This window comes from Rhizobium atlanticum (assembly GCF_030182485.1).
In the GTDB taxonomy this organism is placed as follows: domain Bacteria; phylum Pseudomonadota; class Alphaproteobacteria; order Rhizobiales; family Rhizobiaceae; genus Rhizobium.
The window spans coordinates 18,871-45,228 of record NZ_JAQJCJ010000014.1; the positions used below are offsets into that span (position 1 = coordinate 18,871).

Consider the following 26,358-nt stretch of genomic DNA (forward strand, 5'->3'; position numbering starts at 1 on the left):
TTAGAGGATGTCGCATGGATGCTCGGGGCAAGCCCGAGCAGGACGGAGAGTGGGGTCAAGGTCGAGGCAAGAGCCGAGAAGGAGGAATTCGGACATCATTGCGCCTCGGGCCTACTCCCTCTCCTCGATTTTACCCCTAGACCCGAGACTCCCTCGCCAGAAAAACGGCAGCCCGTTGCCCAAGCCGATCGAGCAATCCTCGCAAAAGGCTCCGCATCGGCGGCTCTCCCCATTTGCATACGGCAAGCGACATGGCGCAGATGATCGCGACGGCCAAAGCCAGTGCCAGCAGCGGCGCCATTCCGCGGGCGGTCAGCCAGTCGAGAAGCTGGACGCCGATGGCGAGATGCAGGAGATAGAGCGGATAAGTCATCGCGCCGAAGGTTTTCACCGATCGAAGCAACAGGGTTGGCAGACGGCTGATCCGCTTGGCATAGCCGACGCTTGCGACGATCGATATCAATCCAGCCAGCCAGATTGCGATTGCGGGAAAGGAGGAGAAAGAATGACCCGCTGCGGTGAGCGTGCGGTCGCTGCTGTTCTCTCCGGCCATGTAGATCTGGGCGCCCCCCGCCGCCAAGGCGCAGAAGAAGCCCAGCCAGGTTATCCCACTCATCCGGCCTTGGGACAGCAGCCAGATATAGATGCCGACGGCAAATTGGCAGCCGTAGTAAAAGGGGATGGCCCGCCAGGCGGTCTCGGTGAACATGTCCTGTATGGCTGCATCGGGAACGGCGTAAGACAGCGCGATGAAAGCCGCGCTGGCCAGCGACAGGCCGAGCGCCAGGGCGGACATCCTCGTCTTCTGCCCGGTCGCGCACATGATGAAGACGATGGCGTAGAAGCAAATCTCGCATGCCAGGGTCCAATACTGGCCATCGATCCAGGGTCCCCCGGGATAGAGCGTGATCGAGCGCAGATAGTTCATGAGGATGCGCCAGTTGACGTCCTGTGTGGCAATGACGATCAGCGTCAGCGATGCGCAGATCCATACCGCCGGATAGAGCCGCAGAATACGCCCCTTGAGAAATGACAGGGCGCTGGCGGAAGCGGCGGAATTGACGATGACGAAGCCCGATATGACGAAGAACAATTCGATGCCGACCCATCCGGGCTGGGCGACATTCTCGATCGCCGGCATTTTGTACGGTCTGAGATATAAAGGCGAGGCCCAGGAAGTAAATCCGAGATGGAACACTGTCACCATCAGGGCACATGCAAAGCGCAGTGCGTCGATCCCGTAAATATACGGGTTTCCCGCCGCAGATTTAGCCATATTGATTGTCTCCAACACCTTCGCCCAGCCCGCCTCGACAGACATAGGGCTCAAGTTTCCTGTGACGACCCATAAATTGGATTGCGTGTCGGATCCGTTCGTCTATTCGCCCGTCAGATCAGTTCCGCAATCCTCGAGCGGGCCTGACATTCCGGCCTATTTGGAGGCCTGGTACGGAGTGGAGTTCGGGCAACAAAAAACCGCCTTGAGGCGGTCGGGCGTTCCATCGATTTCCGTTGATCTAGTCTCCTCCTCCACCGTCCCCGCCACCTCCGTCGCCGCCATCGCAGCCACCGTCATCAGAGACCTCGAACCCAATTCCGCCGTCGCTACCTGAACCCGGACTTCGCCTGGTGTTTGCGCTGGTGTGGGCGGTTGCTCCTGCTCTTACCGCGGTCAGGGCAAAGGCCAGTAGGCCTGCAACGAGCATGGTCGTCAGAAGATATGAATCCAATCAGTTTCCTTTCGTTTGCTTCAGGAAATCGCGTTTCCTGATCAAAAGTGTAGATTATTTTTCAATCGCCGCAATAGCACCAATATGAAACTTTCATGACATTTCAGCTCGGGTCGAAACGAGCCGGGCCCCGTGGTTTCCAGCCTATTCCATGGTCGGCGGGCCGCCGGATTGACACTCCGCCGTGAACCATTCCGCAAAGCGGCGAACCGGCTTCTTCGCCCAGGAGCTGGTGATCAGGTAATAGCCTTGAGTCTCTGCCGTCGAAATGTCCGAGAGCACAACGAGGTCGCCGCGATCGATCTCTCGCCGGAACACTTCGACAGGGCATAGTGCGACGCCATGCCCAGCGATTACCGCCGTGGCAAGAATGTTGAAGTCCTGGAATATCGGCCCGCGAAGCGGGTCGGGCGCCGTTATCTCAGCCTTTCGGAACCATTCCTTCCAGCCGTCCATGGATTCATCGTGCAGCAGTTCGGCTGCCGCAAAGGGAACGCCGTCGGCCGTCCAGTTTCGCTTTGCCAGATAATGAATGCTGGCCACCGGCTGGTTGCGCCTGGAGAAAAGCAGGCGGCTCTCCCGTCCCCCTGACACGTCTTCTCCCATGGTAATGAGAACATCCAGGCTTTCGTCATCGAAGCGCTCTTCCGCCTTTGCATAGACGATCCTGACATCAAGATCAGGATCGCTCTCCCGGAAAGATGGAAGTGCCGGAACCAGCCAGCGCGACGCGATCGAAGGAATGCATCCCACGGTAATCGAACGCATATTGTGGTCTCTGCGCATGTTGCCGGTGGCGTGGGCGATGGCAGCGAGCGAGCCCGAAACGGCCAGGTAATATTCGGCGCCCGCCGGCGTCAGTGCAACGCCGCGTCCGGATTTTTGCAGCAGCTTGCGTCCCATCCATGTCTCCAGATGTTTGATCTGGTGACTGATCGCGGCATGGGTCACGTGCAGTTCGTCTCCGGCCTTTGAAAGACTCATGAGCCGGGCGGTTGCTTCGAAGGCTCTCAATGCGTTCAGCGGCGGCAGTTGCATATGTTCGAATTCCTCACATAAGCAGCAGGATCCATTGGCCGCCCGATATGTCAAATCTTTTAGTATCGCTCCGAACATGCCGGAGAATAGCCGCTCGCCCTCGGCCCGCGCCAGATTATGTGTAGAATATTCTAACAAGTCTCTCAAATTAGATCATTTGAAAGAGTCGCGGCTGCAGTGCCTAATGGATCACGGAGATCAACACATCTCTGCCATTCGCGAGGAGACGAACATGTTTGTGAGAAGCCTGAGAGAAGTCGAGCAGACCGAGCGTTTCGTCGATTGGGGCAATGGCACAAGCCATCGTCTGCTGACCAGGGATGACGGGATGGGGTTTACGGTTTGCCACACCGTTGTTCGCGCCAACACCGAAGCGCTGCTGCAGTACCGCAACCATCTGGAGGCCTGCTACTGCATCCAGGGAGCAGGCGAGGTCGAGGATATGGACGGCAATGTCTTCCCCATCCGCGCCGGCGATATCTACGTTCTCGACAAACACGATCGGCACTATTTGCGGGGTGGCAAGGATGAGGATCTCATCCTCGTCAGCGTCTTCAATCCACCATTGAATGGCACGGAACGTCACGATCTAAGCAATAGAAGCGGTTCGGAATACTGAGCCGGCCGCCCCGCCCGCACACCACGCCGTTCAGGTTTTTCGCCGCCGCGGGCGATGGTCCGTGGCGGAAAGCGATGGGTTCGGCGGTGGCCGTCAAACCAGCCCCGGCACGACGAACACCAACCAGGCGACGATCGGGCCGATAATGGCAATCAGCGCGCTATAGATCAGCAGCTGCTTGAGGACCTGCTCTCGCCTGTCATCCGGCGCATTGGCAACCACGAGGGCGCCATTGGTGGAGAAGGGGCTGGTGTCGACGATCGTCGTCGAGATGGCGATGGCCGCGACCACGCCTATGGCGCTGACATGCCCCTGCATGAGGAACGGAACCGCAAGCGGGATGATGGCGCCGAGCAGCGCGGTCGAAGATGCAAAGGCCGAGACGATGGCGCCGGTGAAGCAAAGCAGGAGCGCCACCAGCAGCGGCATGCCGAGACTGGATATGCCGTTCGCGACATAGTCGACCGTACCGGCCTTCTCCATGACTCCGACATAGGTGATGATGCCGGCAATCAAAAGCACGGTCGACCAGCTGACCTTGTCGATGGCCGCCTTCTGGGTCTTCGGGGACAGCAGCGCCAGCGCAACGGCGACGGTCATGGCGACCAGACCGACATTGAACTTGAAAACCAGGGCGCCGATGCCGAGCGCCGTCAGGCCGATCAGGGTGGTGATTCTTTCATTGTTGAGACGCAGCGTCGCCGCCGTATCGGCCGCCGTGCCGTAGGCATGCTCCCGGATCGGCTTGGCCGGCGTGCCGCCGTGGCCCCTGATCGAGGCCGACACGCCTTCGGGATGCAGTTCGGGCAAGGGGCCAGGTGATGTTGCCGGCGCGCGCTTCATGACCTTTGCGCCGCCGAAGGCGAAGAACACCAGCACTGATATCGCCAGGTTGAAGAAAAAGCTCGAGAGAAACAACGACGTCGGAGCGAAAGGCAGGCCGGCCTTCGCGACGATCTGGTTGGTGATGCCGCCATAGATGCTGATCGGTGAAAAGCCGCCTGCCTGGGCGCCGTGGATCACCATGAGACCCATCATCACCGGGTGAATGCGGTACTGAATGGCAAAGCTCAAGGCCACAGGGGCGAGAATGGCCACTGCGGCCGGCCCAAGCGCGCCGAAACCGGTGATGACGGCGGCGACGAGGAACATCACCCATGGGATCAGGCCGATGCGTCCACGCACCAGGCGCACGGCGCATTCGACCAGCCAGTCGATGGTGCCGTTGATCTGCGCGATGGCGAAGAGGTAGGTGACGGCGACCAGCGTCAGGAACAGATCGCTCGGGAAGCCGGCAAAAATATCGCCGGTCTTCATGCCGATGGTCATGGAGCCGAGAAGGAAGGCGCCGGCAAAAGCAAGCGCGCCCATGTTGATCGGCTGGATCGTCGCAATGATGAACATCGCGACCAGCAGGCCTATGGCCAGTATTTCAATACCCATGATTCCCCTCCCTCCGGCGCCTCCAGCGCCGTAGCTGTTGCGTTCAAGTTTGATGCGGATGCCGGCGCGTCCTCCTCCCTGAGGGCGGTCGCCTTACGTCCTGGTGTAAAGATCGGCGTATTGCTGCCGCAGGATGTTCTTCTGAACCTTGCCCATCGTGTTGCGCGGCAGGTCTTCGGCGAAGATGATGCGTTTGGGTTGTTTGTAGCGCGCGAGGCGGTTCTGAAGAGCGCTGACGATGCTCTTTTCATCCAGGACGGCGCCAGGCTTGCACACGACGACGGCGGTGACGCCTTCTCCGAAATCGGGATGCGGCACGCCGATCACAGCGCTTTCGACGACACCGTCGATCTGGTCGATCTCGCTCTCGACCTCTTTCGGATAGATGTTGTAGCCGCCCGAAATCACCAGATCCTTGCCGCGGCCGACGATGTGGACATAGCCGTCCCGATCAATCTTGCCGAGATCGCCGCTGATGAAGAAGCCGTCGGCGGTGAATTCGGCCGCGGTTTTCTCCGGCATGCGCCAATAGCCCTTGAAGACGTTCGGCCCCTTGATTTCGATCATGCCGGTTTCTTCAGGCGGCAGCACCTGTCCGGTGGCGGGATCGGTCACCCGCACCGTCACGTCAGGCAGCGGCAAGCCCACCGTCCCGGCAATCCTCTTTCCGTCATAGGGGTTCGACGTGTTCATATTGGTTTCGGTCATGCCGTAGCGCTCGAGAATCGCGTGGCCTGTCCGCGCCTGGAACGCGGTATGCGTCTCCGCCAGCAGCGGCGCCGAGCCTGAGATGAACAGGCGAATGTTGGCCGCCGCCTGTTTGTCGAAGCGCGAGCTTTGCAGGAGACGCACGTAGAAGGTCGGCACGCCCATCAGCATCGTTGCCTGCGGCATCAGCGAAACGACCTCATCGGCGTCGAACTTCGGCAGCAGGAACATCGAGGCGCCGGCGAGCAGCGTGACGTTGGTGGCGACGAAGAGCCCGTGCGTGTGGAAGATCGGCAGGGCATGAATCAGCCGGTCATCTGATGTGACGCGCCAGTAGTCCCGCAGGGTCAAGGCGTTGGAGAGCAGATTTCCATGGGTGAGCATCGCTCCCTTCGAACGGCCCGTTGTTCCCGAGGTGTAGAGGATCGCGGCCAGATCATCGGCGGCGCGCGAGGCATCGACAAAGTCGGCCGGCTCGTCGCGCGCAAGATCGAGCAAAGAGCCGCTACCGTCGGAGTCGAGGGTTTCGACGATCGCGCCGTGGCGTTTGGCGATGGTCTCCACGCCTTCCCGGGCGGCCGGGGCGACGACCACCAGACGCGGCTCCGCATCACCGATGAAATAGTCGAGCTCGGCCAGCGTATAGGCGGTGTTGAGCGGCAGGTAGACGGCACCGCTGCGAAGACAGGCGAGATAGAGGATGAGCGCCTCGACGCTTTTTTCGACCTGCACCGCAACCCGGTCGCCGGGGCGGATGCCGAGCGTGTCCATCGCGCCGGCGATGCGGCCGGAAAGAGCGAAAGCGTCGTCATAGGTCCATATGCGGGTGCTATCGATCCGGATGAACGCTGCGTCGCCGGGCGCGGCGGCCCGCATGGCGTCGAAAAGATGGTTGCTCACTTTCGCCCTCCTCCAAGCGTGGAATTCATCAGTTGTACGAATGCTCGAGAGCCCTGCTGGCCATGGCCGCCGCGGCGGCCGTCATCGCTCTGGCTGAGCAGGTTCTTGACGGCGGGCGAGGCGATCACTTCGCCGCGCTGCGCCAGCGCCTCGTGGTTGGCGACGATGTCGTCGAGCTTGTAGAGGTAATTGACCATCAGACCGTGCGCCTGCTGGATAGCCTTGGGCGAGCGGTCGCCGAGGAAATTCAATCGTTCAAGCCGCGCGCCATTGCCGAGATGGAAGCGGGCAACGGGATCGACGGGACGGCCCTCCGGCGTCCGCTCGGTCAGGAAGTAGCGGGCCGCAAGCGGCAGCAATACGCGCTCCACTTCGGCCGCGCCGTTCTCCTTGCCGGGCCAGTTCGGATCGTCGAGCAAGGCCAGCGTTTTCAGGGCCGCTTCGGATAGAACCAGGCCGTCTGCCGAGGCGCGCACCTTGGCAAGCCAACGGGCAAAGCCCGGGACCGGCGACAGTGTGACGAAATTCTTCAGGCCGGGCAGGTCGCGGCGCAGGTCTTCCACGACCTGCTTGATCAGGAAATTGCCGAAGGAGATGCCGCGCAAGCCATCCTGGCAGTTGGAGATCGAATAGAAGACGGCCGTCGTCGCCTCGTCGGCATTGATCTGCTCCCTGCCCTCATCGAGCACATCGGCGATCGCCTTCGGAACGGATCGGGTAAGCGCCACCTCAACGAAGACGAGCGGCTCGTCGGCCAGTCGCGGGTGGAAAAAGGCAAAGCATCGACGGTCGGCCGGCGCCAAGCGACGGCGCAACTCCTCCCAGCTGGCGATCTCATGCACGGCCTCGTATTTGATGATCTTCTCCAGGATGTTTGCCGGCGTCGACCAGTCGATGGGTCGCAGCGTCAGGAAGCCGCGATTGAACCAGGAGCCGAACAGATGCGTGAAGTCGGCATCAAGCGCGTCATAGGCTTCTGATCGGTCTTTGGAAGCAAGCAGCTGCTGACGCATGCGAACGAGCGTGGCGGTGCCGTTCGGAGCGTGATTCAACCGGCGCAGAAGCTCCTGCCGCCGCGGCTCGGCTGCTTGGTGGAGCGCAATAACGGCGGCCGAACTCTTGTCGGTGCGGTAGCGTTCAATCGCCTGGTCGAGCTTGCTCGCATCAGGCCCGAATTTTTCGTGAAGCATCTGGAGGAATGTCTGCGCGCCCCCGCTGTCGAGGGCCTCCCAGCGATCGAGTATCTCGGCCGCAAGGGCCATGCCGGATGCTTCGCCCCGGCTCGACAGCAGCATTTCACAGAGGGTCTGAAGATCGGCTTTGGCGGCGGCCTGTGTGTTGCGCGAGCCGGAAAACAAAAGCTGGCGACCGTGATCCGTGATGCTTTGCAGCATGTCGGTGAAGAAAGACGCCTCGGGCATGCCATTCTCCTCTCTTCCGAAGACCAGCCGTATTGCGCGGCCATTCAGACCATCTGCTTCCCATCGCCGAGCTTCATCGGTAGTATGTAGAGTGTCATCTTTCGTACACGGCGTCAACATTCGTGTATACAAGATTGGCGCTTGTGTATGAAGGATGCGAGACAAATGTCAGAGAATGCCGGCCGGTGGCTTCGGGATGAGATTGAGAACGCGATACTTTCCTACGAGTTCGCCCCCGGTGAACGGCTTGATGAAACGGTGCTTGCCAATCGGTTCGGCGTATCGCGAACGCCGGTGCGCGAGGCGTTGATGCAGCTTGACGCCATCGGGCTGATCGAAATCCGCCCGCGCCGCGGTGCGATCGTAATAGATCCCGGCCCGCACCGGATCTATGAGATGTTCGAGGTGATGGCGGAACTCGAAGGCCTGGCGGGATCGCTCGCCGCACGCCGGCTGGACAAGGCCTCCCGGGAAGCGATCACCGCCACCCACAGCCGCTGCGAGCAATCGGCCGGCGCCGGCGACAGCGATGCCTACTATTATGACAATGAGGAATTCCATAAGGCGATCTACGCGGCAAGCCGCAGCGATTTCCTTGAGGAGCAATGCCAGCAATTGCATCGACGCCTGCGGCCGTACCGCCGCCTCCAGCTGCGCGTGCGCAATCGCCTGTCGACCTCCTTCTCGGAACATTGCGCCATCGTCGACGCGATCTTTGCCGGAGATGGAGATGCCGCCCGCCGCCTGCTGCGAACGCATGTCGGCATTCAGGGCGAGAGGTTCAGCGATCTGGTGGCCAGCATGGCGTCGAGATGACGAGAGGCCCAAATTTCAGCCGGCGGAAAGCCGAGCCGCATCGCGGAGATCAAGGAAACCATCTGCGTAAAAACCGCAAGCACCGGGCTCTTACTCTTGAGGTTCATCTCCACGATGCGGGGAATCGAAAGTGTTTTTCTTATTCGGCCAGGCCGAGCGAAGTGCTTTCCAGAAATCCCGCAGCGCCAGAAGCAGCGCGGCTCTTTGTGTTCCATACATGAACTTCACGACGTCGTCGGCGTCCCACCGACCGGTCTCTCGCTCGTCCTTCATCGCTACCTGCCGCAACGCCCCTAATCCAAAAATCCATAGAGCCAGTCGCGCGTTTCCTCCGGCAGGGAGGCCGGCTGCTCGTCCTCTCTGTTGCGGGCCTGCCATATGATCTCGACCTCGGCTGCGCGCTCCTCCCCCGTGTCGATCGAAACCAAAAAGCCGATGGAGCGCACGCCGATCTTGTCGATGGCGGCGGTGAAGATTGCCGGCTCGTCATGGTGCAGCGGGCGGTGAAGCATACAGGAGATCTTGCTGGCGCTATAGAGCGGTTCGTCGTCTACATCGGGCCGTGCCGACCAGAAGCTCGCAATGACGGATTCAGCGTAAGAAATATAGGAGGCCAGGAACATCTTGCCGTTCATATCGACATCGCGAAACGGCACGCGTATTTCCGTCACCCCAGGACGCTTTGACTCACTCATCAACAATACTGCCTTACAACATTCCCCCAAACCGACATTACTGCATAATTCATTGGATCGAAACAGATTTGATTCAAAGCGTTAGAGCCTGGCTTGCAGGTTCTCGAAGGCGCGCCGGGGGTATGACGATGCGATCGGAGCAAATATTGCGAGCAACGGTTCGCGTCCCGGAGCGTGCGCAAGCGCCGCGGGAGCACTTGTTGAAATCGGCGGGCGATGCCCCATCTGCTGTGGAACATGACAGAAGCGGCCGATAGAGTGTCTCCATGAGCACCCGTCTTTACGAACACCCGATCTTCCTGGAACATGTGACGCCCGCCGGACACCCCGAGCGGTCGGACCGGATCCGCGCCATCAACGTCGCGCTGGAGCATCCGAATTTCGAACGGCTGGAGCGCCGACAGGCGCCGCAGGCGAGCGAGGATGCGGTGCTGCTTGCCCATCCGGAGGAGCATCTTGCCGCTGTCATAAGGGAGATTCCCGAGGAAGAGGATCGGATCAACCAGCTCGAAGCCGATACCTATGCCAGCGTCAAGAGCCTGCAGGCGGCGCTGACCGGCATCGGCGGGGCGATGGCGGCGGTCGACGACGTCTTTTCCGGCCAGGCCGACAATGTCTTCGTCGCCGCGCGTCCGCCCGGGCACCATGCCGAGAAGATGACGGCGATGGGCTTCTGCTTCTTCAACAATGCGGCGATCGCCGCCCGCCATGCGCAGAAGAGGCACGGCGCCGAGCGCGTCGCCATCGTCGATTGGGACGTGCACCATGGCAACGGCACCCAGGATATTTTCTGGGACGATGCCTCGGTGCTGTTCTGTTCGACGCATCAGATGCCGCTCTATCCCGGCACCGGCGCCAAGGAGGAGAAGGGCAAGCACAATACCATCGTCAATGCGCCGCTTTCGCCGAATGTCGGCAGCGACCATTTCCGCGAAGCGTTCAAATCGCGCGTGCTGCCGGCGCTCGACGATTTCCGGCCGGATCTGATCATCATCTCCGCCGGCTTCGACGCGCATCACCGTGATCCGCTGGCGCAGATCAATCTGACGGGTGAGGATTTCGACTGGGCGACGGGCAGAGTCCTGGAACTGGCCGACCGGCACGCGAAGAACCGGGTCGTCAGCCTGCTCGAAGGCGGTTATGATCTCGAGGGGCTGGCCGAATCGGCGGGCATGCATATTCTGAGAATGATGAAGGGTTGAGAATGACTGACAGCGCCAAGCCTGAAGTATCAGGCCTTTCCTTCGAAAAGGCGGTCGCCGAACTCGAAAGCATCGTTGCCCGGCTGGAACGCGGCGACGTGGCGCTTGATGAATCCATCGAGATCTATGAGCGCGGCGAAGCGCTGAAGAAACATTGCGAGACGCTGCTTTCGGCGGCCGAGAACCGCATCGAAAAGATCAGGCTCGACCGCGCCGGCAGGCCACAGGGCGTCGAGCCGCTGGACGGCGCCTGAGCGTAGCGAACGCGGCACTTGAAGTCGCTTGGCGATCGGCTTTCGGTCGATCTATGATCCCCTTCCGGAACCATCAGGGGACAAACAATGACGGACAGATTGAAGGGCAAAGTCGCCATCATCTCGGGCGGCGCGACCGGCATGGGGGGTGCTGCCTCGAAGCTGTTTGCGGCCGAAGGCGCGCGCGTTGCGATCATCGACCGCAATGGCCAGGCGGCCGCCGAGACGGTGAAACAGATCCGTGATGCCGGCGGCGAGGCCGACCGCTGGACGGCCGATGTCTCGGACGAAGCCGCCGTCAATGCCGCCGTGGCCGGCGTCGAGGAACGCTATGGCGCGGTGACCGTGCTCTTCAACCATGCCGGCACCATCGTCATCAAGCCTTTCCTGGAGACGACGCTTCAGGAATGGGACTGGCTGCACGCCGTCAATGTGCGCTCGATGTTCCTGATGACCAAGGCGGTGCTGCCGAAGATGATCGCCGCCGGCGGCGGATCGATCGTCTGCACCTCGTCGATCTCGGCGGTCGCCGCCACCCCGATGGAAGTGCTCTACGACACCACCAAGGGCGCGGTGCACATGTTTGCCCGCGCCATCGCCGTCGAGTTCCGCGACCGAAACATCCGCTGCAACGCCGTCTGCCCCGGTTTCATCCGCACGCCGCACGGGCTGCGCGAGGTCGCCGACCTGCAGGCGCTCGGCGTCGATGTTTCGGATGCCGCCATCGCCGCGCAGCAGGGACGGATCGGCGAACCGGAAGACGTGGCGCGCGCCGCCCTTTATCTCGCCAGCGATGAATCGAGCTTCGTCAATGGCGCTCATCTCTTCGTCGATAACGGCTTCACCGCAATTTGACATCATGGAGCCTCTTCGGCACATCCTGTTGGACGCGCGGCGCTGCAGGGACTATCTGTGGTCGACGTCCCTGCAAGCGGAGATCCCTCATGTCCTTCTTTCCCGGTAAAGATCCCCTGCCCGGCGATGCCTTCGCCTGCGATGCGATCGAGAACCTGATCATTCCGCGCAGCAGCGATATCGGCGGCTTCCAGGTGCGGCGCGCGCTGCCGACGCGGCAGCGGCGGCTGGTCGGGCCGTTCATCTTCTTCGACCGCATGGGACCGGCGATCCTGAAGCCCAATGAGGCGCTCGACGTCAAGCCGCATCCGCATATCGGCCTTTCCACTGTCACCTATCTGTTCGACGGGGAGATCCGCCATCGCGACAGCCTCGGCACCGAAAAGGTCATCCGTCCCGGCGACATCAACCTGATGACGGCAGGCCGCGGCATCGTCCATTCCGAGCGCACGCCGGACAATCTGCGCGGCCACCCGTTGCTGATGTCCGGGCTGCAGACATGGCTCGCGCTGCCCGACGACAAGGAGGAGATCGATCCTTCCTTCGCCCATACGGAAAAGACCGACATGCCGCTGATCGAAACATCAGGGGTGCGCGGCCGGGTCGTCATCGGCTCGTTCGAAGGCATGACGTCGCCGGTCGGCACGTTCTCCGACACGCTCTATGTCGATCTCAACCTGCAGCCGGGCGTCCGCTTTCCCTTCGGCGCCGGCCATGAGGAGCGCGCCGTCTACATGCTGTCGGGCGAGGTCGTCATCGCCGGCGATCGCTTCGCCGCCGATCAGTTGCTGGTCTTCCGGCCCGGCGATCCTATCACGCTGGAAGCCGGCGGCGACGGCTGTCATCTAATGCTCTTCGGCGGCGCGGCGCTGAATTCGAAACGCTATATCTGGTGGAATTTCGTCTCGTCCTCGAAGGAGCGGATCGAAAAGGCCAAGGAGGAATGGCGCACCGGCCGCTTCGATATCGTGCCGGGTGACGAAGAAGAATTCGTGCCTCTGCCGGAGGGATGACGGCGCGGGATCGCCACCGTCAGCTTCGGGAATTCAGCCCATCGCGAAATAGCGCGTCAGCGCCCCCTTCGTGCGATTGACGTAGCCGTCCAGCCAACTGTCGTCGACGTTGAGGAAGCCCGACCAGCCCTTCTTGCCTTGACGCTTCAGTTCCGCCTCGACCGCACGGAAGCGGTAGTGGTCGTAGACATCGAGGATATGCACCGCATAGGCCTCGGCAAGGGCGCGGTCGCCTTTGACGATCAGCATGTTCTCGTCATTGGCGTAAGAGGCCTTGAAACCGAGATTATGGCTGCCGAGGACCACGACGCAGTCATCCGATAAGGGATCGATCACCAGCACCTTGTCGTGAATGATGGCGCCGACCTTCTTGGCCGTCAGTTCCTCCGCGCCGAAATCCGCCAGCAGTTGCCGGTCGTCGATGCGCGATGCCCGGACGATCGAGACGTTGGCCTCGTCGAACGTATGCGGCGAGGTGGCGTCGACATCGTCGTCCTCGTCGTCCGGATCGTTCTTTTTGCCGGGGACATAGTTGGGCATGGCCTGGGGGCTGGAAACGGCGCCGGTGACGATCAGCTTCTGATCCTTGAGGCCGATGTCGATCGCCTCGCCGACGATGCAATCCTTGCCGGACTGTCCGGGATAGAAGGCCAGAAACAGCACCGCATGCGCGGCGCGGCGCATCAGCCGGTAGACCTCGCGAAGGTCGGGCGGTGTATCCTTGCCCTTCCTTCGGCTCTGCATGTTCGGCGAGAACCATGCTTCCACCGAAGCGCCATTGCCGGTGGGCACAATGGACGGCGTTTCGTTCGAGCGACGGAACGCCTTGCTCTGCTGGTTGTCGGGCATGCCGTCGTCGAATTCGACCGGCTCTTCCAGCGTTGCATTGTCTTCCAGCATCCGCTCCCAATAGGAGACATAGGCCGCGGCAACGGCATCGTTCCTGACGATCAGCGCATTGTTGGATTGGCCGGCAAGGCCCGTCGCCGTCCAGTTGGTGCTGCCGGTGAAGACGCTGCGATCCGCCCCGCCAGGCGGAATATGGACGACGAACTTGTTGTGGCCGATCTGACTCGAATTGTTGAACATGCGGTGGTGAATCTCGGCGCCGGCCTCGATCAACGCGTTGCGTGCATGGGCATTGCGCACATCCCAGTCGTCACCGACCTTTCCGGTATTGGCGAGGATGATGCTGAGCTTGTCCCTGTTGGCAAGCAGCAGGTCGAGCAGTTCCTCATCCTCGAGCTCGTAGAGCGCGACAAGGAACCGGCCAGGCGCATTCATGAAGTCCTTGAGCATGGGAATGACATCGCCGGCAAGATATTTGCGGATGCCGTTTTCCGGATTGGAGATCATGTCGATCAGTTCGTTCGGCTGTTTCACGCCGTCCTCCAAGAGCACGTTTCGCAGCCACTGGGCGGCGAGGATGCCGTTGGTGAAGGTGGACTCGAACTGGCCACGCTTGCGCGTCACATGCACCGGATTGGAGGCGACGGCCGGCCCGAGATAACCGAGCGGCCGCGGAGGCCCCTCATAGGCCTTGACAGCGATCTTCTCGAAGGTGCCGTCGAGCTTTTTGATCGGCCGGCCCTTTTCATCCCGCTTGTTGATTTCGACGATCTCAGGCGTCGGATCGGGCGCGGCCTGCATGCCCGGCTTCAGGTCGCCAAGCGGGCGGATTTCATAGCGCACGCGGACCTCGTCCGGTCGGCGCTTCATCTCGTTGCGGCGCTTGCGCAGCGTCAGGTCGCGCCAGGACAGCTTCTGCACCGGCCAGAGCGACGTCGTCTGCGGCAGCCAATGCGGATTACGCTGCCCCTTGAAGGCGACCCAGGCGGCGCAGGTCACCCGGTCCTCGCTGCCGTCGGACCTTATCGACACGTTACCCTGTTCGTCGAGATAGACGCGGACGACCTCGAACCCGAGGCACCCGTCGATCTTGGCATCGATGTCCCAGGCCACATAGGCGACCTCGTTGTTCACATAGGCATGCGCTGCAACAATCGTTCCCATGACCCGTCCCCCAGTCAGTCCGGCAACATTGCTACCATTCCGTGTCATATTCAAGCTGTTCGCCAGCGCTTCGCGCATTCGATCGCCCGGGCAAAATCAGGCAAATGCAACTCACAGAAATAGAAAGTGATATCTTCCGAAACCGCTCACACTTTTTTCCGCCATGCTCTAAGGTGAAAACCTTCGGTTCCTGAAATGCACTTGTTTTGCCCCGATCTAATCGAATAAAGCGAAACGAGGAAAAGCAAGAAAGAGCACCCGCCCGTGACACAACTGCCGAAGACTCCCCTGCTCGACCAGGTCATCTATCCAGCCGACCTGCGCAAGCTCGAGGATCGCGAGCTGCCGCAGCTTGCCCGCGAAGTCCGGGACGAAATGATCGATGCGGTGTCGCGCACCGGCGGTCATCTCGGCGCCGGCCTCGGCGTGGTCGAGCTGACGATCGCCATCCACAGCGTCTTCGATACGCCCAACGACCGGCTGATCTTCGATGTCGGCCACCAATGCTATCCGCACAAGATCCTCACCGGCCGGCGCGACCGCATCCACACGCTGCGCCAGGAAAACGGCCTTTCCGGTTTCACCCGCCGGGCCGAAAGCGAATATGATCCGTTCGGGGCGGCGCATTCCTCGACCTCGATCTCGGCCGGCCTCGGCATGGCGATCGCCGCCGATCTGGAGAAGACCGACCGCCGCGTCATCGCCGTCATCGGCGACGGGGCGATGTCGGCCGGCATGGCCTATGAGGCGCTGAACAATGCCGGCGCGCTCGACGCCCGTCTCATCGTCATTCTCAACGACAACGACATGTCGATCGCCCCGCCGACGGGGGCGATGAGCGCCTATCTCGCCCGCCTAGCCTCGGGGCGCACCTATATGGGCTTCCGCGACTTCGGCAAGAAACTGACGGCCTATCTCGGCAAGAACATCGACCGGGCAATCACCCGCGCCGTCGAGCACGCGCGCGGCTACGTCACCGGCGGCACCATGTTCGAGGAGATGGGCTTCTATCATATCGGCCCGATCGACGGGCATTCCTTCGACCACCTGCTGCCGGTGCTGCGCAATGTGCGCGACAATGCCCGCGGACCGGTGCTGATCCATGTCGTCACCCAGAAGGGCAAGGGTTATCCGCCGGCGGAAGCGGCGGCCGACAAATACCACGGCGTCAACAAGTTCGACGTCATCACCGGCGCGCAGGCGCGGGTCAAGCCGAATGCACCGAGCTATACCAGCGTCTTTGCCGAAGCGCTGGTGCAGGAAGCCGCCCTTGACGATAAGATCGTCGGCATCACCGCCGCCATGCCGAATGGCACCGGCCTCGACAAGCTGGCCGAAGCCTTTCCGTCGCGCTGTTTCGATGTCGGCATTGCCGAACAGCATGCCGTGACCTTCGCCGCCGGCCTCGCGGCGGAAGGCTACAAGCCGTTCGCCGCGCTTTACTCCACATTCCTTCAGCGCGCCTACGACCAGGTCGTGCACGACGTGGCGATCCAAGGCCTGCCGGTGCGTTTCCCGATCGACCGCGCCGGCTTCGTCGGCGCCGACGGGCCGACCCATGCCGGCTCCTTCGACACAGCCTTCCTCGCCACCCTGCCCGGCTTCGTGGTGATGGCGGCGGCCGACGAGGCTGAACTCAAACATATGGTGCGCACGGCCGCCGCCTATGATGCCGGCCCGATCTCCTTCCGCTATCCCCGCGGCGAAGGTGTGGGCGTCGACATGCCGGCGCGCGGCGAAATCCTGCAGATCGGCAAGGGCCGCATCGTCAAGGAAGGCACCAAGGTGGCGCTGCTCTCCTTCGGCACCCGGCTTGCCGACTGTCTGCTTGCCGGCGAGGATCTCGACGCCGCCGGGTTGTCGACAACGGTCGCCGACGCGCGTTTCGCCAAACCGCTCGACCACGACCTGATCCGCCAGCTCGCCCGCCACCACGAGATGCTGATCACCGTCGAGGAAGGCTCGGTCGGGGGCTTCGGCAGCCAGGTGATGCAGTACCTTTCGAGCGAAGGCCTGCTCGACAACGGCCTGAAGATCCGCTCGCTCGTCATGCCCGACATCTGGATGGAACAGGCCAAGCCCGAAGCGATGAACGCTCATGCGGGATTGGATCGCGCCGGGATTGTTTCGACGGTGTTCCGGGCGCTTGGACGCGGGGTTGCCGTTGGAGTGGCCGGGTAAGTGGATTTATTTGAGGGCGTGCCGTGTGGCCCCCTCATCCGCCTGCCGGCACCAACCGGGGTCGAGCCACGGGTCTCGACCCGTCCTTCGGACCCCCGCTGGGGAGAAGAGATTTGCGGCGACCTCTCGACTCCCCCTTCTCCCCTCGGGGAGAAGGTGCCCGTAGGGCGGATGAGGGGGCTGCGGGAACCATCACTATCTTTATGAAAAAAGGGCAGCACATCACTGCGCCGCCCTCTTCCTTAGCCGTTCCTTCCGAAAGCGCGCTCTCAGAACTCCGTCCAGTCCTCCTGAACCGCAACCGCAGCGCTCGCCTGTTTGCCGCCGAAGGCCTTGGTGACCTTGCTGGCGAGTGCGCGGGCCGGTGAGGCGATGGGGCGCGAGGCCGGCGTTGCGGCTGCCGTCCTCTGGACCGGAGCGGCAGGCTCGGTTCCGAGCTTGAACTGGCGCAGCAGCTCGTCCAGGGCGCTTGCTTCCTGGGCAAGCGCATGGCTTGCAGCGGTCTGCTGCTCGACCATCGCCGCGTTCTGCTGCGTGCCCTGATCCATGTTGTTGACGGCGGTGTTGATCTCCTGCAGGCCGATCGACTGTTCGCGCGTGGCGGTGACGATCGCGTTGACGTTGCGGTTGATCTCCTGCACCTCGGCGACGATCGCTTCCAGCGCCTTGCCGGTCTCGCCGACCAGCGTGACGCCGGTTTGCACATGCGTGCCGGAATTGGTGATCAGGTCCTTGATTTCCTTTGCAGCCTTGGCGGAACGCTGCGCCAGCTCGCGCACTTCCTGGGCGACGACTGCAAAGCCCTTGCCTGCCTCGCCGGCGCGTGCCGCTTCGACGCCGGCGTTCAGCGCCAGGAGGTTGGTCTGGAAGGCGATGTCGTCGATGACGCCGATGATGTTGGAGATTTCGCCGGAGGACTTCTCGATCTGCTGCATGGCCGAGACCGCCTTGCGGACGACATCGCCGGATTTTTCGGCGCCGAGGCGGGTGCGCTCGACGAGATTGCCGACATCCTCGGCGCGCTTGGCGCTGTCGCGCACCGTCGTCGTCACCTGCTCGAGCGCTGCAGCGGTCTCTTCGACGGCTGCGGCTTGCTGCTCGGTGCGATGGGCAAGATCGTCGGCAGCCGAGCGGATTTCGCCAGCGCCTGCATTGATCGCCGAGGCATTGCGGCCGACTGACTGAAGTGCCGCCTGCAGCTTTTCGACGGCGTGGTTGAAGTCGTTGCGCAGGCTGTCATATTGCGGCGCGAACGGCGTCTGGATGCGGGCAGCGACATCGCCGACGGCAAGGCCGGCAAGGCCACCGGCCAGAGCGTCGACGGCATAGCGGAGCTCGCCTTCTTCGCGCGCCTTCTGCTCATCGCTTGCCTGGCGCTGGCGCTCTGCATCGTCGCGCATGCGGTCGGTTTCCCCGGCAAGACGCAGCTTCTCGATCGCCGCCTGCTTGAAGACCAGGACCGACTTGGCCATGCGGCCGATCTCGTCGCCGCGTTCGACAGCCGGAACCTCGATATCGTTCTGGCCGCCGGCGAGCCGATCCATGGCCGCGGTCATGCCGACGACCGGGCGGACGATGGTGCGCGACATCAGCCAGGCAAGAAGGGCGGCGGCTAGCGAGGCGACGATGCCACCGGCAAGCAGCGTCGTCGTCAGATCGCTGTTGGCCTCGGCCCGGATCGCCGCGAGCGCATTCGACTTTTCGCGGGCGGTCGCCTTGATCTTGGCGGACGCCTGGCGGAAACCATCGAGCTGACCCTTGGCGGCGTTGACGCCGATCTTGACGACCTCTTCGATCGGCATGTCGGTTTCCTTGCGCGCCTTGGTCTGCGGTTCGGCAAGTTCATGGAAATAAAGGTCGGCCGCCTTCTGCATGCCGTCGATCATCTCAACCAGCTGCGGCTCGCCTGATGCCGTCTGCCTGGCAGCGGCGATTGCCTTCAGCATGCGCTCGCGATTGGCGAAGACGTCGCCATAGGTGCTGTCGCTGCGGAAGAGAATGAAGCCGCGCAGGTTGACCGCCTGCTCGAGCATGGCCTGCAGCGCATCGTCGATCTGGTTGACGAGCAGCTCCGATTTTTCCTGCTCGGCGGAGGCGGCCGCCGATGCCGTCGCCTTGGAATAGACGAAAGACGAAACGGACACGAAGATCAGAATGAGGGCTGCGAACGTGGCCGCAAGCTTCCCATTCAAGGATATGTTTTTAACAGACATCGGTGAGTTCTCCTGGCGACAGTCGGCGCGGCGAGAGACAGTCGCGCGCAAGGCGCAACCGCAGAGACTTGGAATTGGAAACATGATCGGCGGAAGACGTCTGCGCCTTCATGGCACGAAGCGGTTCGGACCAACCGCTGCAATCGTGCCGACCCTATGCGGACAGGCTTTAAATTTGTTTAAATCGCGGGTCGCAGGAATTGCCCTGCAACCGGCAGGAATAAAATGCTTGCAAGCGGCGGCTTTGCCGGTCATTCACAGCCGATGTCCGATCAAAACAGCCAACGCCTCGACCAGCTTCTCGTCTCCCGCGGCCTCTTTACCAGCCGCTCTCGGGCGCGCGACGCCGTGCAGCGCGGCACGGTCCGGATCGCCGGTGAGGTGGTAACCAAGGCCGGCGCGCTCTTCGGCGACGATGCCGATATCGAGATCGACGACCCGGCACAGGCTTACGTCTCGCGCGCCGCCCTGAAGCTTGCGGCCGCTCTCGACCATTTCCGGCTCGATCCGGCCGGCCATCACTGTCTCGATATCGGCGCCTCCACCGGTGGCTTCACCGAAGTGCTGCTGCTCAGGGGCGCCCGGCACGTCACCGCAATCGATGTCGGCCATGGGCAGATGCATCCGCGGCTATCCGGCGATCCGCGGGTGACGAACCGCGAAGGCCTCAACGCCCGCAGTCTCAGCGCCGAGGATATCGGCGAGCCCGCCACCTTCATCGTCTCCGATGTCTCCTTCATCTCGCTGAAGCTGGCGCTGGCTCCGGCACTCGATCTCGCTGCGGCGGGTGCTGTCGCCGTGCTGCTGGTCAAGCCCCAGTTCGAGGCCGGGCGCGAGGCGGTCGGCAAGGGCGGGCTATTGAAGGATCCCTCGTCTGCTCCGGCCGTCGCATCCGAATTGGAGCGCTGGTTCACCGAGGACATGGGCTGGAAAAGCCTCGGCCTCATCTCCTCCCCGATATCAGGCGGCGACGGCAATCGGGAATACCTTCTAGCAGGATTGAAACCGTGAGCACCGAAACCGTCACGATCGAAAAACTCGGCACCCAGGGCGACGGGATCGCAAGCGACGCCGGCGGGCCTGTCTACGTGCCCTTTTCCCTGCCTGGGGAAACCGTGGCGATCGCCCGCGTCAAGAGCCATGGCACGATCATGTCGATCGCAGCGCCCTCACCCGACCGGCAGGAGCCGCCCTGCCGGCATTTCGGTCCGGACGGCATCAACGGCACCTGCGGCGGCTGCACGCTGCAGCATCTGGCCGACGGCCCCTACCGCGCCTTCAAGCGCCAGCTGGTCATCGATGCGCTGAAATCCAAGGGGCTGACGCCTGAGGTCGGCGAAATCGTCCCGGCTCACCCGGGCGAGCGACGGCGCGTGGTGTTTGCGGCGCGCAGGACCGAGAAGGACATGCTGATCGGTTTCAATCAGGCCGAAAGCCACCACATCGTCGCCATCGAGGAATGTCCGATCTCGTCGCCGGGCATCGTCGCCCGGCTGCCGGCGATCAAGGCGATCGCCGCGTCGCTCGCGACCAGCGCCGAAGCCTTCCGGATCGCCGTGCTTGAAACGCTCTCCGGACTCGATGTAGCTGTCGACGAAATCAAGAAGCTCTCCGACCCGCAGCGGCGCAAGGCGATCGAGACGGTGCTGGCCTTGCGCGGCATTGCCCGCGTGACGGTGAATGGAGAAATCCTGGTCGAGCCATCGAAGCCGCTCCTCGATTTCGGCGGCGTCTCTGTTTCGCCGCCGTCGGGCGGCTTTGCCCAGGCGACCAAGCCGGCCGAAGAGGCGATGGCGGAACTGGTACTCGCCCATGCCGGCAAGGCGAAGCGGATCGCCGATCTCTTCGCCGGCGCCGGCACGTTTTCGCTCAGGCTGGCGCGGATCGGCCGCGTCCATGCCGTCGAAGCCGAGGCCAAGGCGCTCGCCGCCCTCGACCAGGCGGCCCGCAAAACCCAAGGCCTGAAACCGGTGACGGTCGAAAGGCGTGATCTCTTCCGACGTCCGCTGATGACGCAGGAGCTGAAGCCCTATGACATGGTCGTCTTCGATCCACCGCGCGCCGGCGCGGAGTTCCAGTGCAAGGAGCTCGCCCGTTCAGCAGTGAAAAAGATCTCGGCCGTCAGCTGCAATCCGCTGACGCTGGCGCGAGATCTGGCGATCCTCGTCGAGGGCGGCTACCGCATCACCGGCGTCACGCCGATCGACCAGTTCCTCTGGACTTCGCATGTCGAGGTGGTGGCGACGCTGGAGAAGTAACCGGCGTCATTCGGCAATCGGAAACGCCCGCGGCGAGCGCGGGCATCTCCGATGACAACCTTTGTCAAGCTGCGCGGCGGACAGCCAAGGCTTCCTGGGCGCCGAGTCTGAACTGCGCCAGAAGCCGCATCAGTTTCGCGGCCTCCTGGGCAAGACCATGGCTGGCGGCCGTCTGTTCCTCGACCATGGCTGCATTTTGCTGGGTGCCCTGATCCATTGTGTTGACGGCAGTGTTGATCTCGGCGAGGCCCGTCGACTGTTCACGCGTGGCGATCACAATCGCCTCGACATGGCGGCTGATTTCCTGCACCTGCGCAACAATCGACTGCAGCGCCTTGCCGGTATCGCCGACGAGTGTGACGCCTGAACGAACCTGAGCATTCGAAGTCGTGATCAGGCCTTCGATTTCCTTGGCGGCCTGGGCCGAACGCTGTGCCAGTTCGCGCACTTCCTGGGCAACGACGGCAAAACCCTTGCCGGCTTCACCAGCGCGTGCGGCTTCGACGCCAGCGTTGAGAGCCAGCAGGTTTGTCTGGAAGGCAATATCATCGATAACGCCGATGATGCTTGAGATCTTCTCCGAGGACTGCTGGATGCCGGTCATGGCATCGACGGCCTTGCTGACGATCTCGCCCGAATGTTCGGCGTCGTTGCGTGTGCGGCCAACCAGACTGCCGGCCTCTTCGGCGCGGCGAGCGGTATCCTTGACGGTCGTGGTGATCTCTTCCAGAGCGGCAGCCGTTTCCTCGACGGAGGCGGCCTGCTGTTCGGTGCGGCGGGCAAGACCGTCCGCGGCGGTACGGATTTCCGTCGCTCCAGCGTCGATTGCATGGGCATTGCTGCCGACGGCATGGAGGGCAGCGTCCAGCTTGGCGACGGAGGTGTTGTAGTCGCTGCGCAAGCGATCGAGGTGGGAGGCAAAGGGTGTTTCGATGCGATGGGCAAGATTGCCTTCGGAAAGTGCTCCGAGCGCGCCAGCAAGCGCATCGACGGCCTCACGGATTTCCGCCGCCTCACGCGTTTTCTGCGCTTCGCGTTCCCGGCGCTCGCGCTCCGTCAGCAAACGGCCCTGCTCGGCTTCGTCTTCCAAGCGCTCCCGGTCGATGGCATTCGCTTTGAACACGGCAACGGCCTCCGCCATCGAGCCGATCTGATCACGGCGCTCCTCGCCTGGAATGGCGGCGGAAAGATCACCGGCGGCAAGCTTCTGCATGGCAGCGGTCATCGCTGTGATTGGACGGATGACGAAGCCGTGCAGCAGCCATGCCATGGCGGCAATCATGATGCCGACGGCAAGGAGCGTGGCGACAAGGGCTGCGATGCGGAACTGATTGAGCGTCGCGAAGGCTTTGTCGCTGTCGACCACGAAGCCGAGATACCATTTTACAGTCGGAAGACCTTCGACCGGCACGAAGGACACAAGCACCGGTTTGCCGGCAAATTCGGTCTCGGTGAGGCTGCCGCCGATTGTCGGCGTGATCGTCGGGAAGGCATCGGCCAGCGTCTTCGTTACCAGCTTCGCATCGGGGTGGATGAGAATTTGGCCGCTGTTATTAACGAGGAAAGCCTCGCCCTGTCCGCCAAGATTGATCTCCTTGATCATCTTGACCATGGTTTCCAGCGAGAAATCGCTGGCAGCAACGCCGGCGAGCTTGCCATCGCGGGAAACCGGAACGGCAGAGCTGATGATGAGATTGCCGCTGGATGCGTCAGTATAGGGTTCGGTCAGCACGGGGGCGTTTGCCTTGACGGCATCCTGATACCAGGGACGCTTGCGCGGATCGTAATCAGCCGGCAGCGGCAGGTCCGGCCACGACGTGAAGACGCCCTGCTCATCGCCGAGGTAGGTGCTGACAAACTGGGTGGCGAGCACGTTGTTCTGCAGAACATTGCGAACACCGTCACGATCGACTGCCTTGCCAACAGCATCACCGACCATGGCGGTCAAGATGACGCGCCCGTTCATCCAGTTGGCTAGGCTGTAGGCGGCCTGCTCGCCAGAGGACTCGATATTCGCTTCGATCGAAGCGGTGGTCACGCTACGCTGAACGTGATCGATGTAATAGGAAAAGGCGGCGAAAGCAGCTAGGACTACGACAGACGCTGCAACCAGGATGCGCGTCATCAAATTGGTCTTCTTTGTCATGCCATGCACTCCATCAAATAGATTCGGGGGCGCAACGGTTAAGCACGCCGCGACATGGGCGGCGACACCGTTGGATGAATTTGAACAAGGGGGTCAAGCACATCATGCGCCCGGACGGCCGAGGGGATCCGTCGCGCTCTAGTTATTTAGCTTATACTTAAAAGGAGCTTAAAATCTCAGCAAAAACCATGAAATTATAGGGGCTCAACGTCGCATAAAAGCTTCGAAAGCGGCCCGCGCCTCTGCACTTTTCAGTCGGGCTGCGAAATGGCGAGCCTCTTCATCGATACGGGCGATAATTTCCTCCCGCGGACCGCGGACGAGCTCACGGGAGATGCGCAGCGCCTCGGGCGGCTTGGCGGCAAGGTTTGAGGCAGCGGCCAGTGCCTGTCGTTCAACCTCTTCCGGCGTCGTCACCTTCCAGACAAGCCCGGCCTCCCGTGCCTCCTCGGCGCTGAAGGCCTCTCCGGCAGCGAGCATGGCAAAAGCCCGCTGGTGGCCCATGATGCGCGGAGCAATCAAGCTCGACGCCGCTTCCGGCACCAGTGCCAGATCGACGAAGGGCGTGCGGAACTGGCTGCGGTCGGAAGCGATCGTCAGGTCGCAATGCAGGTTGAGGGTCGTGCCGATGCCGATCGCCAAACCGTCTATCCCGGAGACCAGTGGCTTTTCGGATCTGACGAGCGCGTAGAGAAAATCGATCAGTTCCTCTCCCATGCCGCCGCCCATGGCGGCGGCCAGGAAATCGCCGATGTCGTTGCCGGCCGAAAAGCTGCCTTCGGTGCCAAGGAACACCGTCACCCTGATATTCGCGTCCGCATTGGCGGCATTCAGCGCATCGGTCATGGTGCGGTACATCGCCCGCGTAAAAGCATTCTTCTTTTCCGGCCGGTTGAAGCGGATGAGCTGGACGCCCGGATGGGCGGAAGGCTGATCGACGATGATGTGATCGGTCATGGGGATCTCCTCAGGCAAGCAGAATGCGGGCGGCGGCAAGGCTTGCCGCGCCGTTGACGATCCGGTCGCGAAGGGCTGCGGTCTCGGCAAGCAGGTTTTCAGCGGCGAAGCGGCAGAGCGCGATGCGGCCCTCGGCTTTGCCGTCGCCGCTCTCGGCCAGGCCACCCTTGGCAAGATAACAGCCGGTGAGCACCAGCCCGAACAGGCGCTGATAGGGCGTGGCGCCGGCGAGCGCTTCCGCGGTCCTGTCATCTGCCAGCGCCTTCAGAAGCCAGGTGGTGGCCTGCTCCAGGTCGGCGACGGCTGCATCGAGCCGCGCGGCCGTCTCGCCGAAACCATCGAAATTCGAGCGGCGGACATCGTCGGCGATCCCCTTCAACTCGGCGATGAAGCCTTTTACCTGATCGCCGCTTGAAAGCGGTAGCTTGCGGGTAACGAGATCGATCGCCTGAATGCCGTTGGTGCCCTCGTAGATCGGCGCGATGCGGGCATCGCGGAGATAACGGGCCGCACCTGTCTCCTCGATGAAGCCCATGCCGCCGTGCACCTGGATGCCGAGCGAGGCGACCTCGACGCCGGCATCGGTTGAAAAAGCCTTGGCGATCGGCGTCAAAAGCGCGGCACGCTCCTGCCAATGGCGGCCGTCGGGTGCCCGGCGGGACATGTCGATCGCGTGGGCGCAGGCATAGGAGATGGCGCGCGAGCCCTGGGTCAGCGCCTTCATGGTCAGGAGCATGCGGGCGACATCGGGATGTTCTATGATCGGGCTCATGCCGGCGCCCGACCAGCCCGGGGCCTTGCCCTGCGTGCGTTCGCTTGCATAGGCCAGAGCCTTCTGAGTGGCGGCCTCGGCGATCGCCACGCCCTGCATGCCGACGGCGAGGCGCGCATTGTTCATCATCGTGAACATGCAGGCGAGCCCCTTGTTCTCCTCGCCGACCAGCCAGCCGATCGCTCCCTTTTCGTCGCCGAACCGGCCGTCGCCATAGATCATCGTGCAAGTCGGTGAACCATGGATGCCGAGCTTGTGCTCCAGCGCGTGGCAGAAGAGATCGTTGCGGGGCCCAAGCGAGCCGTCGTCGTTCACCAGGAATTTCGGCACCAGGAAGAGCGAGATGCCGCGCGTGCCGGCCGGTGCATCCGGCAGCCGCGCCAGCACCAGATGGATGATGTTGTCGGCAGCGTCGTGTTCGCCCCAGGTGATGAAGATCTTCTGACCCGATATGCGATAGCTGCCGTCGGGCCTGCGTTCGGCACGGGCTTTCAGGACACCGAGATCGGATCCGGCATGCGGCTCGGTCAGGTTCATGGTGCCTGTCCACTCGCCCGACACCATCTTTGCCAGATATTTCTCCTTGAGTGCGGCGCTGCCATGGGTGCTGACCGCCTCGATGGCACCCATGGTCAGCGTCGGAGCGAGCGCAAAAGCCATGGATCCGGAATTCCACATTTCGAGAGCCGCGACATTCAGCATGTCAGGCAAGGCCTGGCCGCCGAAAGTCTCCGGCGCCGTCAGGCCGTTCCAGCCACCGGCAATCCAGCTGCGGTAGAGATCACGCCAGCCATCCGGCAGCCGGACCTCGCCATCGACGAGGCGGGCGCCCTGGCGGTCACCGATCTCGGCGAGAGGCGCCACCTCCTCTGTGGCAAAACGTCCCGCCTCGGCCAGGATGGCGTCGACGAGATCCTCGCCGAGATCGTCAAAAAGACCGTTCGACATCGCCTCGCCCATGCCGGCTACATGCTTCAATGTGAACGCGATTTCCTCAACGGGCGCCTTGTACATGCTTTCTCCTCCGTCGGGTGCCTGCACCTCATGCAAAGCCCTCCCCGGCAAGGGCTAGTTGATTTTTACGTAAACGTCAATTTTGATTCATATGACGCAATGCGATAATT

The 26,358-nt window shown here is 62.3% G+C and carries 20 protein-coding genes; 9 read left to right on the plus strand and 11 right to left on the minus strand.

Annotation, left to right across the window (positions count from 1 at the left end):
• Positions 1-136 precede the first annotated feature (136 nt).
• Positions 137-1,276, minus strand: coding sequence for an acyltransferase family protein (locus PH551_RS20480; RefSeq protein WP_285194680.1), 1,140 nt, complete (start codon positions 1,274-1,276; stop codon positions 137-139).
• Between the two features lie 598 nt (positions 1,277-1,874).
• A complete protein-coding gene (locus PH551_RS20485) occupies positions 1,875-2,768 on the minus strand; it encodes a LysR substrate-binding domain-containing protein (RefSeq protein ID WP_285194681.1) in 894 nt (297 codons plus the stop codon).
• Between the two features lie 232 nt (positions 2,769-3,000).
• On the opposite strand from PH551_RS20485, the gene PH551_RS20490 reads away from it, so the two are divergent.
• A complete protein-coding gene (locus PH551_RS20490; protein ID WP_085779980.1) occupies positions 3,001-3,387 on the plus strand; it encodes an ectoine synthase in 387 nt (128 codons plus the stop codon).
• Positions 3,388-3,480: 93 nt separating this feature from the next.
• On the opposite strand, the gene PH551_RS20495 is transcribed toward PH551_RS20490, so the two are convergent.
• The 3 genes from PH551_RS20495 to PH551_RS20505 all read right to left on the minus strand — a co-directional run bounded on the left by PH551_RS20495 (position 3,481) and on the right by PH551_RS20505 (position 7,859).
• A complete protein-coding gene (locus PH551_RS20495; protein WP_285194683.1) occupies positions 3,481-4,830 on the minus strand; it encodes an SLC13 family permease in 1,350 nt (449 codons plus the stop codon).
• A gap of 93 nt (positions 4,831-4,923) precedes the next feature.
• The gene (locus tag PH551_RS20500; RefSeq protein WP_285194684.1) at positions 4,924-6,438 is read right to left on the minus strand and encodes a malonate--CoA ligase; all 1,515 of its coding nucleotides are present in this window, start codon (positions 6,436-6,438) and stop codon (positions 4,924-4,926) included.
• The gene (locus tag PH551_RS20505) at positions 6,435-7,859 is read right to left on the minus strand and encodes a malonyl-CoA decarboxylase (RefSeq protein WP_285194686.1); all 1,425 of its coding nucleotides are present in this window, start codon (positions 7,857-7,859) and stop codon (positions 6,435-6,437) included. Before PH551_RS20505 ends, PH551_RS20500 begins: the two co-directional genes overlap by 4 nt.
• Before the next feature lie 165 nt (positions 7,860-8,024).
• Here PH551_RS20505 and PH551_RS20510 point away from each other — a divergent pair, with 165 nt between their 5' ends.
• Positions 8,025-8,675 carry a GntR family transcriptional regulator gene (locus PH551_RS20510; protein WP_097597731.1) on the plus strand — a complete coding sequence of 217 codons (651 nt, stop codon included), beginning with the start codon at positions 8,025-8,027 and terminating at the stop codon, positions 8,673-8,675.
• 293 nt (positions 8,676-8,968) lie between these two features.
• On the opposite strand, the gene PH551_RS20515 is transcribed toward PH551_RS20510, so the two are convergent.
• Positions 8,969-9,370, minus strand: coding sequence for an acyl-CoA thioesterase (locus PH551_RS20515; RefSeq protein WP_085777184.1), 402 nt, complete (start codon positions 9,368-9,370; stop codon positions 8,969-8,971).
• 266 nt (positions 9,371-9,636) lie between these two features.
• On the opposite strand from PH551_RS20515, the gene PH551_RS20520 reads away from it, so the two are divergent.
• From PH551_RS20520 to PH551_RS20535, 4 genes are all read left to right on the plus strand, one after another.
• Positions 9,637-10,572 carry a histone deacetylase family protein gene (locus PH551_RS20520; RefSeq protein ID WP_085777183.1) on the plus strand — a complete coding sequence of 312 codons (936 nt, stop codon included), beginning with the start codon at positions 9,637-9,639 and terminating at the stop codon, positions 10,570-10,572.
• Between the two features lie 2 nt (positions 10,573-10,574).
• A complete protein-coding gene (locus tag PH551_RS20525) occupies positions 10,575-10,826 on the plus strand; it encodes an exodeoxyribonuclease VII small subunit (RefSeq protein WP_039618216.1) in 252 nt (83 codons plus the stop codon).
• A gap of 87 nt (positions 10,827-10,913) precedes the next feature.
• Positions 10,914-11,681 carry an SDR family NAD(P)-dependent oxidoreductase gene (locus PH551_RS20530; RefSeq protein ID WP_285194689.1) on the plus strand — a complete coding sequence of 256 codons (768 nt, stop codon included), beginning with the start codon at positions 10,914-10,916 and terminating at the stop codon, positions 11,679-11,681.
• An 89-nt stretch (positions 11,682-11,770) separates the two neighbouring features.
• Positions 11,771-12,694 (plus strand): pirin family protein, encoded by a 924-nt coding sequence (locus tag PH551_RS20535; RefSeq protein ID WP_285194691.1) that lies wholly within the window; start codon positions 11,771-11,773, stop codon positions 12,692-12,694.
• Positions 12,695-12,727: 33 nt separating this feature from the next.
• Here PH551_RS20535 and PH551_RS20540 read toward each other — a convergent pair whose 3' ends face one another.
• On the minus strand, positions 12,728-14,707 hold the full coding sequence (locus PH551_RS20540; RefSeq protein WP_285194693.1) for a phospholipase D-like domain-containing protein: 1,980 nt from the start codon (positions 14,705-14,707) through the stop codon (positions 12,728-12,730).
• 264 nt (positions 14,708-14,971) lie between these two features.
• On the opposite strand from PH551_RS20540, the gene dxs reads away from it, so the two are divergent.
• Positions 14,972-16,888, plus strand: coding sequence for a 1-deoxy-D-xylulose-5-phosphate synthase (gene dxs / locus PH551_RS20545; protein WP_285194694.1), 1,917 nt, complete (start codon positions 14,972-14,974; stop codon positions 16,886-16,888).
• Positions 16,889-17,157: 269 nt separating this feature from the next.
• On the opposite strand, the gene PH551_RS20550 is transcribed toward dxs, so the two are convergent.
• Entirely contained in the window at positions 17,158-19,101 is a 1,944-nt protein-coding gene (locus PH551_RS20550) for a methyl-accepting chemotaxis protein (RefSeq protein WP_285194695.1), read from the minus strand.
• A gap of 225 nt (positions 19,102-19,326) precedes the next feature.
• On the opposite strand from PH551_RS20550, the gene PH551_RS20555 reads away from it, so the two are divergent.
• Together PH551_RS20555 and PH551_RS20560 are read left to right on the plus strand one after the other, a co-directional pair.
• Positions 19,327-20,112, plus strand: coding sequence for a TlyA family RNA methyltransferase (locus tag PH551_RS20555; protein ID WP_483315436.1), 786 nt, complete (start codon positions 19,327-19,329; stop codon positions 20,110-20,112).
• Positions 20,109-21,359: a class I SAM-dependent RNA methyltransferase gene (locus tag PH551_RS20560; RefSeq protein ID WP_285194696.1), complete on the plus strand. Its 1,251-nt coding sequence runs from the start codon at positions 20,109-20,111 to the stop codon at positions 21,357-21,359. Before PH551_RS20555 ends, PH551_RS20560 begins: the two co-directional genes overlap by 4 nt.
• A gap of 64 nt (positions 21,360-21,423) precedes the next feature.
• Here the strand turns inward: PH551_RS20560 and mcpU are convergent, their stop codons facing one another.
• The 3 genes from mcpU to PH551_RS20575 all read right to left on the minus strand — a co-directional run bounded on the left by mcpU (position 21,424) and on the right by PH551_RS20575 (position 26,248).
• Entirely contained in the window at positions 21,424-23,505 is a 2,082-nt protein-coding gene (gene mcpU / locus PH551_RS20565; RefSeq protein WP_285194697.1) for a methyl-accepting chemotaxis protein McpU, read from the minus strand.
• Between the two features lie 204 nt (positions 23,506-23,709).
• Positions 23,710-24,462, minus strand: coding sequence for a crotonase/enoyl-CoA hydratase family protein (locus PH551_RS20570; protein WP_285194698.1), 753 nt, complete (start codon positions 24,460-24,462; stop codon positions 23,710-23,712).
• Between the two features lie 10 nt (positions 24,463-24,472).
• Entirely contained in the window at positions 24,473-26,248 is a 1,776-nt protein-coding gene (locus PH551_RS20575; RefSeq protein ID WP_285194699.1) for an acyl-CoA dehydrogenase family protein, read from the minus strand.
• Positions 26,249-26,358 lie beyond the last annotated feature (110 nt).